We start from the raw sequence: 11,655 nt of genomic DNA, 5'->3' as shown, positions 1-11,655 counted from the left end.
CCCTCCTCTTGGCGGAGCGCATGTAAAGTCTGTTCCTAATGTTCCGCCCGTTAAAGCAATTCCAGGAAAGTGTAACGGTTTTCCGTCCGGAATTGGGTAGTTTCAAAGAGTTAGAGCATTTCACTGTTCCAATGAAAACGGTGAAATGCCCTAGCGGGCGAGAATGTCGCGCATTTCCACGAGGTTCGACCGCACGCGAAGAATGTAGAAACCCATCGTCGCCAGGTGCGTCGGCATGATCCAGCCATCCTCGCGGCCGTTCGAGATGATGAGGGGCTGGATGTTCAACGCGGCGCGAAGCTGCTTCATCGTTTCCGTCCAGATCGGCGTCAGGCCGCGCTGCGCGACGACATTCTCAAAATCGGCACCGGCCGCCGAAAGAATGCCATAGTAACCGTAGAGCTGGCCGAAGGCGAACCAGAAACGGTCGTCGGCGCGCGTGTCGAACCAGCCGCCATTGTGGAATTCGGAGCGCTCGCGGATGATGGCCGAGGTGTTGCCGAGATCGTTGGCGACGCGGTCGAGGAATTCGACCATATTGTCCGACCGGCCGTCGAAGATCGCCTCGCATTTGCCGAGCGAAACGTTGAACTTCCTGAGATCGCGCATGGCCGCGCGATAGAAGCTCGGGGTCGGGGTCTTGGGCCCGAACGGATTGATGCCGAAATACCAGGTCTCCTCGTCGAACTGGATGTTGCCGCGCGCGCTCTGCAGGTCATTGTTGACGCCTGACGTCCCACGGACGCGGCCAAGCGAATCGACGAGCTCGACCGCGGTACGGCGCACGGCCTGGTTGATGCCGCGCTGGAATGACGCCTTGTTGTCGAGCCAGGGCGTGTCGTCCCAATCGAGCCCGAAAAAGCCGAGCTTGTAGAGCAGCATCGACGATATCCAGGCGTTCTGGTTGACATTGACATCGATGAGATCGGCCGCGACGTCGACGACCGCCGAGGTCTGGCACACCGTTCCAGCCGGCAGTTGCGCAGCCGCAAGTGCCTCCGTGGACTCGCCCTCAGCCGGCGGGGCAGCCGCGGTTGCCTGGTTCGTAGTGCCTGCGGCACCGACCTGCCCCGTCGTGGCGGCGCCGGGACCGCTGACCGGCGAACCGGCCGGTACCTTGCGATCGGCAAGCTTGTAGCGGTCGACATAGTCAGGATTGAAATTGGTCCATGCCTGCGTCTGCCAGACGAAATAGCCGTAGAACAGGATCAGGCCGAGCAGGATAAGGCCGATCGGACCCTTGATGATCCAGCTTCGCTGCCGGTACCAGTTGCCCATTGCCACGAAAGGCCAGAGGAGCCAGGCAACAGCAAGGCCGATGCCACGGCCGATCGCCGTGAAAACCCGCTGGAAGAACGCAACGATCGGATCGAACATGTCCTATTCCTCTTTGAGGCCGTAGAGCTTGTGCCGGAAGGCGGCCTTGTCCTTGAGATACGTACTGGTCAATGTCGCCACAACATATTCCCGGAACTTTTCGCTGTAGCGCTCGTAAGCGTCATAGAATCCCTGCTTGTCGAACACGAAGCGGGAGACGAAATCGCGGGGAACGAGCTGTGAGATGAGACGATTCACCAGCCATTGATCCGGGTGCATCGGCGCAGCGCGCACCAGCAGGAAACGATTTTCCGGCGGCACCTCCGCCATGGTGATCGTGCCCGTCGCGGCAATCGTCCGGGTCATTTCCTGAAGGAAGGGGTAGGTTCCGTCGCGCGACACAAGCGCTGCGTTGCGGTGGATCCAGGTCTGCAGCCAGATCCGGTCGGCATTCATGAGATCGGCAGTCGGATCGGTATCGTTGATCAGTCCTCGAATGATCATATCCGCGCGGTGCTGGAACAGGCCGGATTCCTGCACCCAGGAAGCCTGTGGCAGTTGCAGCCGGTTGGTACGGGCGAGAAATTCGTAGATACGGGCGTGATCGTTGATGGCGATGTAGCTCACCTGCCAAGGCCGCGACCGCCTGAAACCGGGTACCGAGGGATCGCAGATCACCGTCGTCGTCTTCTCGTCGAGGAAGACATAGACGCCGCCGAAATGATTGGCCCAGAAGGCCTCATGGCGGAAAACGAGCTCGTTCGGCACCAGCGCGTTCTGCCGTATGTCGCCGGTCACTTTCGCGAGTTCCACCATCCTGTTCAGCATGGCGTCGTCGGCCCAGGCGGCAGGCACCTTCTTCAACCGATCCACCAGTTCCCTGAGTTCGGTTGCCTTGCCGAGCATGTCTTCCGCCGAAAGGACCCGGAAACGAACCTCGTTGATCGACAGGAGGTCGTCGATGTCCTCGACCACCGAAACCGAGTCCTCGATCTCGCCGTAAAGCGCATCCTTGATCGTCACAGCGTTGATCGCGCGGCTGTTGGCGTTGAAGAATTCATGCATCAGCGCCGCAGTATTGGAAAAACTCGTATGGACGACAGGAAGATCCACCTGTGCAGGCGTCAGAACGATGAAGCGTCGGTTGACCCGGTTCGGGTCGAGATAGTCGCGATCCCCGAGCTCATCGGCGATTTCCGGCGAAAAACCCGTCATGTCGATGCTGAAACGATCGAGCGCCGTCGGCTTCAGGCCGAAGCCCTCCAGCGCCTTGTTGTAACGCGCCACGAGATGCGGCTCCGAAATGTCGAGCAGCCGACCGTAGATCAGCTCGGCTTCGAGGAGGCGTTTCATGCGGCAATGCTCCTCGTAGTGGCAACTGAGCGCTCGTGATCCTCTTCGCTCATGCCTGCCACCTGCCCCCGCGCTTCATCGTCTCGATTTCGCGGATCGCCTTTTCGCGCTGGCGCTCGCGGCGAATGATGTCGCTGACGGCGGCATCGTCCGACTTGTCGGTGTAGCGAAATTCGCTGTCGGCATAACGATTGATTTCCTGCAGCACCATCTCGATCGTGATCGGGCCCCGCAGGTCCTCGATCATCGCCTTCTTCTCATCGTAGGACTTGTGCATGAAGGCGCCGGCATCCTTGAACCAGTCGTCGGGAAGCTCGACGTCCATCGCCCGCATCTTGATCGCGTCGGTGATGTTCCTGATCGCCCGGCCGGTGAAGCGCGGTTCGGCCTCCTTGATCATGTGCAGGTAGGCACCGACATCGGCAAGCGTGGCGATCTTGCCCTTCTCCTTCTCGTAGCGCGCCCAAACGGCGGCAAGCCCCTCCTCCTTTGGCCGTGAATGGGCCTCATAGGACTGCGAGACCGCCCGCTTGATCTCCTGCCCGGCGTAGAGATCGTGCTCACCCAGCGGGATCTTGTGGTTCTTGCCGACGAGCAGCGCGAAGATGTCGATGTAGTCGCCTTCCGTCTGCGGCCCATCGACGAGCCAGCGGGCACCGGCGCGCTGACGCAGCGCATCATCGACATTCTCGGGGTAGTTCGAGAACATGCCGAAGGTGCAGTTGCCGCGCACGACGGTCGAGGCACCCGCGAAACTCTCCATCAGCACCGCCGTCACCTCATGTTGACCAGCCGACGCCCGGTCATCGGAGCGCCTCGCCGCCACTTGGTCGACATCGTCGATCGTGCCGAAGCCGATCGCCCGAGGATTCATGATGTTGTTGACGAACTCCTTGCAGTTCTGGCCCGACTTGCCCTGGTAGGAGGAAATCTGGTCGACGCCGAAATTCTCGTAGTGGAAGGCATAACCGGCGACACCGCAGTAATCGTGGAGCATTCCGGCCAGCATCTGTATCAGGATCGTCTTGCCGGTGCCGGGCATGCCGTCGCCGATGAAGGTGAAGAGAAAGCCGCCGAGTTCGACGAAGGGATTCATCTGCCGGTCGAAGTCATAGGCCATCAGCATCTTGGCGAGCTTCAGCGCCTGATATTTGGCGATGTGGTTGCCGATGATTTCCTCCGGTTTTTTGAAGGTCATCACCAACGGCTTGCGCTTCTGTCCCGGCGCGACATCGAAGCCGTTCAGGGTGAAGTCATCCTGGTCGAGCCGGATATGGACGTTTTCAAAGCTCTGGAGACCGGTGAACCGCGCCTTGCGGGCGATCAGCCCTTCGATGGCAACGCGTGAAAAGGCCCGCGTTCGGGCGGTCAAGGCAAGATCGTCCGGGGCGCCGGCAATGCTGCGGTCGAGCCCCGCTACCATGCTCTTCAGCGCATCCTGGGGCGTATCGAAGAGAAAATCCGGCTCTGACGCATCATCGACGGGCTCGCCCTCTCCCTGCAGCGTCGCGCCCAGGTAAGCCGCGAGCGTGAAAGCGGCGACATAGGCGGCGGCCGAAAGCAGCCCTTTGAATTGGCTCGCGTCCTCGCCGCCGAGCGGCGAAGTGGCGTTGCGCGCCTGCAATTGCTCGAGGTTCGTCTGTCGCCCGAAGACGTCGGCGACGGCAAGCGCGATCTGAATGCCCCGGCGCGTCCGGTAAAGGACGGCATGTTGGGCCGGCGACAAGAGTGGATCGGCGCCACGCACCGACTGGATCGTGCGCTGAAGCTCGACCTCGCGCGTGCGGCGCTGCCCGCCGGTCGAAACGGTCGAGACAAAGCGACGGCCCGTGCCGGCAAGCGGCGTTCCCCCGGATGCGTCGTCCCGTTCGAGTATGACCAGCTTGGTGACAAGGCTCTGGGCTGTCGCCTGATGCTTCGCGATATCGTCCTCGTGCAGCGTCGTCAGGCCGGTATTCAGCGTCATGGTCAAACCTCGCTCACCACCTGGTTGCCGGAAATCACGTGCACCTTGTAGTCCCCGAAAACCTCACCGGCCTCGCCCGCGGCGTAGAGCGCCTGATAGGCATCGTGCGGCACGAGCGCATGCTTTTCGTAAGAGCTGACGCCCATCCGGGCAGCCTCGAGATTGTCCGTGTCGATGTGAAATTCCTCCTGCGCCGGCGTCGAAGACCAGAAGCCGCGCTCAGCCGGACGCTCGGCCTTGGAGAAAACCTCCTGCACCGTCCAGGTCAAAAGCCAGGCATTTTCCGTCTTGCGCACCTTGGAGAGGATGTCGTTGATCCTGGCATTGTTCTCGGTGATCCCGGCCGAATAGAAGGGGCCGAGCACGATGCGCCGAAGCTGTTTCGGATGGAGCTCCGGGAAATCCTTGTCGAGATTGGTGGCGATCGTCACCGGCGTCAGCGAATAGGCGCTGTTCTTGGAGGCGAAGTCATCGAATCGGCTAGCAAGTTCCGGATTGAGCAGACCGCCGACCGGCAGTGGAATCTCGATATCCGGATTGAGCTTGCCGTCACGTGTGACCAGCATCTCGACTATCTTTTCCGACGAATCCTCGATCGTCGCCATGTAGACCATGGGAAGCGTCTGGGTGCCGTCGAAGGCGCCCCAGGAGACGACGTAGTACGGCCTCATCGTCTTCGGGTTGACCGCGACCCGGATCGTCTCCGGCAGGATGAAGGGTGAGAATATATCGCCCTTGCCGATCTGCTCGAGATAGAGCCTTTCGGCCATGCGGGCTTGCAGCGCCTCCGGAAACGCCTTCTGCCTCAGTATGAAGTCGGCCATCTCTTCGCGGAGCGCATCGGCAGGAGGAATGCTCGCTAGACGCTTTTCCGCACTCTGCCGGTCGTTTTCCAGTTCGAGCACGTTCTGGAACACCGGGAAGCCGCTTTCAGCGCGTGAAATCCGGAACCGCTCGACGAACCCGATGCGGTTCTCCCAGCAGGCGATCGAGGACTTCAAACGGGCGAGATAGGGAACGATGACCTCGCCCACCACCGTGTTGCGGTAAAGCGGTGAATTGCGGTCGCCGAGAAATAGCTCGAGCCCCGCGAGCGCGGACCGGATGGAGGTGAAATATTGCCGTACGGCTGCGGATGCGGCGGTGTTCATGCCTAATCCCTCGGCAGGCGCCGAAAGGCGGTCGGAAATCTGGTCATTGCCGCCTTGCCGATCACTGCTTCACGTAGTTTGCCGCATTGTGCTTGTCCATCACCGTTTGGAAGCGACGGGCGAAGGCGTCGTCGGCCAGTTTCTTGCGCCGCTGGATATCCTGCGTGGCGAGCATGTTCTTTTCATGCATTTCGAGCAGGTCGCCGATATGACGCTGCGCCGCCGCACCGATGCCGGCCATGGTCTCTTCGGCGGCGGTATCGACCTGGCTTCCGAGCGTGTTGATCTTGTGCGCGACATCCTGCTGCGCCGCCGTCTTCAACGAGTCCTCCAGCGACTTGTAAAGCACGATGCGCTGTTCGGTATCTATCGTCAGCTTGTTGATCAACGTGTTCTGGGCCGCGATCTGGTTGTTGAGGGAATCGACGAAAGTCTGGAACATCGAGGTGTAGCGCTCGAGCGTCTGGCTCTCGGCGAGCAGTTCCTGCTCCTTCGCCTGCTTCTCGTTATATTCCGTTGCAAGCGTCGACCGCTCGCCTTCGAGTTCCGTTCTCGTCTTCTGGTCAGTTGAAGCAGCGATCCGGTTCTCGATGTCGAGCAACAGGGGATTGAGTTCCTCGATGCGCTTCTGAACCTGCTCAAGCGCCGCCATAGTGCCCTTGCGGCGGTCGATCACCTTGATGAGGCTTTGTTCGGACGTCTTGTAGCGCTGGTCGAGGATCGCCCTCTGGTCCTTGAGGATACCGACGATGGTATCGGATTTGACGAGAAGTTCCTGCAGGTTGCCGGCAAGCGACATGTTGCGCACCCGATCGGTCCGGAGCCGCTGCATCTTCTGCTTGGAGAACATGCCGACGAATTTCTCGTAGCCGGTATAGCTCTTCATGCTTTCGAATTCGGAGCCGAAGACGTTGGTCGCATCCTCCAGCCCGATGATAAGATCCGCGATGTTGGCTTCCATCACCTTCTGCTGGTTGATCACATCCTGAATGCGGGCGTTTTCGATATCGAAGTTGACGTCGCCGAGTTTGGTGTCGGCCTTGGCGAACTGTTCGAGGACAACGCCAGATTGTTCGAGCTTGCCGCGCATCTCTTCGACGACACCCCTCGTCTTTTCGATTTCCGCGTCAAAATTCTGAAGAGTTGCCATTCCATCCCCCCTTTAATCCGGTTCCCTTCAATCGGGACAGACAGCCGCATCGGCACGCCGGATTATTCAGCCTTCGATTGCAGTTATATAAAGGATGTTTAGCCGGTCAGGACAAGTGTTGCAGGCAGCCTTTTTCACCCAGCGGCCGAAGAAAAGGCGGGCGATGGCAGCGACCCTCTATTGTGCAGCCGAAGGGTCCCGCAGATAGGCGATCACATCGGCGATTTCGGCAGGTTTTCTCAGCCCCGGAAAGCTCATCTTCGTGCCGCGAACCATGGCTTTGGGACTGAGAAGATATTCCGAAAGCGTGGCCTCGTCCCACACCTTGCCTTCGGCGCCGAACGCCTTCATCGCGTCGGAATAGTCGTAGTTGGCGAGCGAGCCCGCCGGACGACCGACCACGCCCATCAGCGTGGGACCGACGCGGTTTGCGGGCTCGGTTGCCATGTGGCAGGCGGCGCACTTCTTGAAGACCGCCGCTCCCGCTTTTGCATCCCCGCCGGCGAACCCGTCTGATGCGCCGAGATAAAAAAGAAGAAAGGCGACAACGCCAAACCGATGCATGAGCTTGAATTCCCTCCTGCATGATTCCTTAAATCGGAATCGATTTAAGGAATCATGCGGACACTCAAAGTCCTACAGCGACCTTTGCGCGTCTGACTAGACGCGCAAAGGTCGCTGTAGGAAGCAAACGCGCGTGACTATGGCGCTTTCTGCGCGCAGACAACGGCAGCGTCAACCGTCATGCATCCGGTCTTCCCAGTGACGGCGGCAATACGAAACGTACTTTTCGTTGCCACCGACATCCACCTGCGCGCCCTCGCGCACGAGGTTACCGGCGCCATCGAGGCGCACGACCATTGTCGCCTTGCGCCCGCAATGGCAGATCGTCCTGACTTCGCGCAACTCGTCCGCGATTGCAAGCAGCGCCATTGAACCGGGAAAGAGCTTGCCCTGGAAGTCGGTTCTGAGGCCGTAGGCCATAACCGGGATGCTGAGACGGTCGGCGACGCGCGCGAGTTGCCAGACCTGGTTCTCGCCGAGGAATTGCGCCTCATCCACGAAAACACAGGCGATCTCGCCGGAACCGTCGACGTTCAGCCTCTCCACAAGGGCGTAGAGGTCGTCATCCGCGTTGAACGGGATCGCCTCCGACGTCAGTCCGATGCGTGAAGAGATGCGGCCGGCGCCGGCGCGGTCGTCGAAGGCGGCGATGAGCATCACCACGCGCATGCCGCGCTCCTGATAATTGTAGGAGGCCTGCAGCAACAGCGTGCTCTTGCCCGCATTCATCGTCGCATAGCTGAAATAGAGTTTGGCCATGTTTCCCGTCTCCGGACTTCATGATCCGCTTCATGACGGGGCTTGCGGCCGATGACCAGAGCACGTCGGCGTGACCCACAGATTTTCATCTCCCACGTGGTTCCCTGGACCGAGCAGCCAAGCGAAACCCCCGCGTGTTGGCGCAAGCGCTCGACGCCAAAAGGCTCTTATTTCATAGACATTGCGACATCCGGCGTCGCATTGTGCATCCCCTCAATGTATTGACGCAATACACTTCCTTCGACATCAAGGCGCTTGAATTCAGGCTCCATTGGTGTTTGGCTAAAACAATAATCAGAGGCAGGGGAACGACAATGATGATAAGGATGCACTCTATCAAATTCATGCTGGCTGGTGCCGTTTGCATGGCCGCCCTGACCGCCGGAAATGCGGCCGCGGCCGAACCGGAAAGCTGCAGCACCGTCCGTTTCTCCGACGTGGGCTGGACCGACATTACGGCAACGACCGCAACGGCGACGACTATCCTCGAGGGCCTCGGCTACGAGACGGATGTGAAAGTCCTGTCCGTTCCCGTCACCTATACTTCGCTGAAGAACAAGGACATCGACGTTTTCCTCGGCAACTGGATGCCGACGATGGAAGCCGACATCGCGCCCTATCGCGAGGACAAGTCGGTCGAAACCGTGCGCGAGAACCTCGAAGGCGCCAAGTACACGCTCGCGACCAACGCCAAGGGCGCGGAACTCGGCATCAAGGATTTCAAGGATATCGCGGCGCACAAGGACGCGCTGGAAGGCAAGATCTACGGAATCGAACCGGGCAATGACGGCAACCGTCTGATCATCGACATGGTCGAAAAGGGAACCTTCGATCTCAAGGGTTTCGAAGTGGTCGAATCCTCCGAGCAAGGCATGCTGGCGCAGGTCGCCCGCGCCGAAAAGGACGGCGAGCCGATCGTCTTCCTCGGGTGGGAGCCGCATCCGATGAACGCAAATTTCAAGCTCAGCTATCTGTCCGGCGGCGATGACATCTTCGGCCCGAACTTCGGCGGAGCGACGGTGCACACCAACGTGCGTGCCGGCTACACGACCGAATGCCCCAACGTCGGTGCCCTGCTGAAGAACCTGAAGTTCTCGCTCCAGATGGAGAACGAGATCATGGGCAAGATCCTGAACGACGGCGAAGAGCCGGAGGCGGCTGCGGCGGCATGGCTCAAGGCCAATCCGACGGCTCTCGATCCCTGGCTTGCCGGTGTTACCACCAAGGATGGCGGCGACGGACTGGCTGCGGTAAAGACCGCTCTTGGTCTGTGATCGGCTAGAGCACCGATGCGTCGCCCCCGGCGGCGCACAAAGGTCGCTGCAGCAGTTTGAATTGCTGCATGTTTTTGTCGGCTCCGATAACCGAAACATGCAGCGGGCGGGGACCACCCCGCCTTTTTTCACCGCTTAGCGCGATCCGGTTTTTGACCCTGACGAGAGGGATCCAAGTTCGTGGAATTTCTGACTGAATACCGCATCCCCATCGGGGGCTGGGCCAAGGCGTTCGTCGATTGGCTGACAACGAATTTCGAACTGTTCTTCGATCAGCTCGCAAACTTCCTGTCGGCCGTCGTTGCCGTCCTGCTCTACATCCTCCAGACGCCTCACCCGCTCATCGTTGTCGTCGTCGTCACGGCGCTTGCCTGGTGGTTCCGTCGCTCGATCGGCATTGCTCTCTTCACCTGTCTCGGGCTGCTGCTGATCATCAATCAGGGCTATTGGCAGGAGACGACCGAAACGCTGGCGCTGGTGCTCGCGGCAAGCTTCGTCAGCATGGCTGTCGGCGTTCCTCTCGGCATTGCGGCGGCGCGGCGCGCCTGGATCTACTCGGTCATGCGTCCGATCCTCGATCTCATGCAGACCATCCCCACCTTCGTCTATCTCATTCCGGCGCTGATCCTCTTCGGGCTCGGCATGGTGCCGGGCCTGATCGCCACGGTCATCTTCGCCATTCCCGCGCCGATCCGGCTGACCCGCCTCGGCATCATCTCCACGCCGCCGTCCCTGGTCGAGGCAGCCGAGTCCTTCGGCGCCACTCCCTGGCAGGTGCTGCGCAAGGTGGAACTGCCTTTCGCAATGCCGCAAATCATGGCCGGACTTACCCAGACAATCATGCTGTCACTCTCGATGGTCGTCATCGCCGCCCTGGTGGGCGCCGACGGCCTCGGCGTGCCGGTCCTCAGGGCACTGAACACGGTGAATATCGCCCGGGGTTTCGAATCCGGCCTCTGCATCGTCATCCTCGCCATCGTTCTCGACCGTCTGTTCCGCTCGTCCGACGAAGGAGAAGGCGCATGACCGACGCCGTCGTTTTCAAGAATGTCGACATCATCTTCGGCAAGAGCCCGCAGGCCGCCCTGCAGATGGTCGACCAGGGGAAAAGCCGCGACGAAATCGGCGCGGCCACAGGCCTCGTGCTTGGCGTCGCCGGCGCTTCGCTGACGATCAACGAAGGAGAGATCCTGGTCCTGATGGGTCTCTCCGGATCAGGCAAGTCGACCCTGCTTAGAGCGGTCAACGGCCTTGCGCCCGTCGTGCGTGGCGACGTCGAGATCAAGACCGGGAATGGTTCGCTGAACCCCTATCGCTGTACGGCGAAGTCGTTGCGCGACTTCCGCATGCATACGGTCTCCATGGTGTTCCAGCAGTTCGCTCTTCTCCCCTGGCGGACCGTCGCCGACAATGTCGGCTTCGGTCTCGAACTCGCAGGCATGCCGGAGGCGGAGCGAAAAAAACGCGTTGGCGAACAGCTCGATCTGGTCAATCTGACGAAATGGGCAGACCGGAAAGTCAACGAGCTTTCAGGCGGCATGCAGCAGCGCGTCGGACTTGCCCGCGCCTTTGCGACCGGTGCACCCATCCTTTTGATGGACGAGCCGTTCTCGGCGCTCGATCCCTTGATCCGCACCCGCCTGCAGGATGAACTGCTCGAATTCCAGCGGCGACTGAAGAAGACGATCATCTTCGTGAGCCATGACCTCGATGAAGCTTTCCGCATCGGCAACCGCATAGCCATCATGGAGGGCGGGCGCATCATCCAGTGCGGCACGCCGCAGGAGATCGTGAAAAACCCGGCAAACCAATACGTGGCCGACTTCGTCCAGCACATGAACCCGATCACCATGCTGACGGCAAAAGACGTCATGCGAACCGGTGTCGAACGAGGCGCCACAATTGCCGGCGTGACCGCAACGGCGAAGCTGACCACTCCCCTCGTCGACATTCTGGATGCCATGTCCCGGCAGCCGGGCAGCATCGGCGTCGTCGACAACGGCTCGGTGGTCGGCACGATCGATGCGCAAAACGTCGTCGAGGGCCTGACGCGTCATCGCAACAAAAGTTGACGCAACGCGCCGAACGGCCAATAAAGCCCGGAGCGACCGCTTCGGGCTT

At 60.3% G+C, this 11,655-nt stretch carries 10 protein-coding genes; 3 read left to right on the top strand and 7 right to left on the bottom strand.

What is annotated here, in order from left to right; translation table 11 throughout:
• Window positions 1–150: 150 nt before the first annotated feature.
• The 7 genes from QN219_RS08360 to QN219_RS08330 all read right to left on the bottom strand — a co-directional run bounded on the left by QN219_RS08360 (window position 151) and on the right by QN219_RS08330 (window position 8,260).
• Entirely contained in the window at window positions 151–1,377 is a 1,227-nt protein-coding gene (locus QN219_RS08360; RefSeq protein WP_283999146.1) for a DUF2333 family protein, read from the bottom strand.
• 3 nt (window positions 1,378–1,380) lie between these two features.
• Window positions 1,381–2,670, bottom strand: coding sequence for a DUF6638 family protein (locus QN219_RS08355; RefSeq protein ID WP_283999144.1), 1,290 nt, complete (start codon window positions 2,668–2,670; stop codon window positions 1,381–1,383).
• 49 nt (window positions 2,671–2,719) lie between these two features.
• A complete protein-coding gene (locus QN219_RS08350) occupies window positions 2,720–4,636 on the bottom strand; it encodes an AAA family ATPase (RefSeq protein ID WP_283999142.1) in 1,917 nt (638 codons plus the stop codon).
• A gap of 2 nt (window positions 4,637–4,638) precedes the next feature.
• A complete protein-coding gene (locus QN219_RS08345; protein WP_269282046.1) occupies window positions 4,639–5,787 on the bottom strand; it encodes a hypothetical protein in 1,149 nt (382 codons plus the stop codon).
• A 61-nt stretch (window positions 5,788–5,848) separates the two neighbouring features.
• Window positions 5,849–6,937 carry a hypothetical protein gene (locus QN219_RS08340; RefSeq protein WP_283999140.1) on the bottom strand — a complete coding sequence of 363 codons (1,089 nt, stop codon included), beginning with the start codon at window positions 6,935–6,937 and terminating at the stop codon, window positions 5,849–5,851.
• Window positions 6,938–7,114: 177 nt separating this feature from the next.
• On the bottom strand, window positions 7,115–7,501 hold the full coding sequence (locus tag QN219_RS08335; protein ID WP_283999138.1) for a cytochrome c family protein: 387 nt from the start codon (window positions 7,499–7,501) through the stop codon (window positions 7,115–7,117).
• A 171-nt stretch (window positions 7,502–7,672) separates the two neighbouring features.
• Window positions 7,673–8,260, bottom strand: coding sequence for a thymidine kinase (locus tag QN219_RS08330; protein ID WP_173509549.1), 588 nt, complete (start codon window positions 8,258–8,260; stop codon window positions 7,673–7,675).
• Window positions 8,261–8,577: 317 nt separating this feature from the next.
• Between QN219_RS08330 and QN219_RS08325 the strand changes: the two genes are divergently transcribed.
• The 3 genes from QN219_RS08325 to choV all read left to right on the top strand — a co-directional run bounded on the left by QN219_RS08325 (window position 8,578) and on the right by choV (window position 11,606).
• On the top strand, window positions 8,578–9,534 hold the full coding sequence (locus tag QN219_RS08325) for a choline ABC transporter substrate-binding protein (RefSeq protein ID WP_283999494.1): 957 nt from the start codon (window positions 8,578–8,580) through the stop codon (window positions 9,532–9,534).
• A 180-nt stretch (window positions 9,535–9,714) separates the two neighbouring features.
• The gene (choW, locus tag QN219_RS08320; RefSeq protein WP_283999137.1) at window positions 9,715–10,560 is read left to right on the top strand and encodes a choline ABC transporter permease subunit; all 846 of its coding nucleotides are present in this window, start codon (window positions 9,715–9,717) and stop codon (window positions 10,558–10,560) included.
• Window positions 10,557–11,606 (top strand): choline ABC transporter ATP-binding protein, encoded by a 1,050-nt coding sequence (choV, locus tag QN219_RS08315; RefSeq protein WP_283999136.1) that lies wholly within the window; start codon window positions 10,557–10,559, stop codon window positions 11,604–11,606. The genes choW and choV overlap by 4 nt, the downstream gene beginning before the upstream one ends.
• The last annotated feature ends 49 nt before the right edge of the window (window positions 11,607–11,655 follow it).

Source organism: Sinorhizobium sp. 8-89 (assembly GCF_030124325.1).
In the GTDB taxonomy this organism is placed as follows: Bacteria; Pseudomonadota; Alphaproteobacteria; order Rhizobiales; family Rhizobiaceae; genus Sinorhizobium.
The sequence above is the reverse complement of the archived record's forward strand: the minus strand, read 5'-3'. Positions and strand labels throughout refer to the sequence as shown.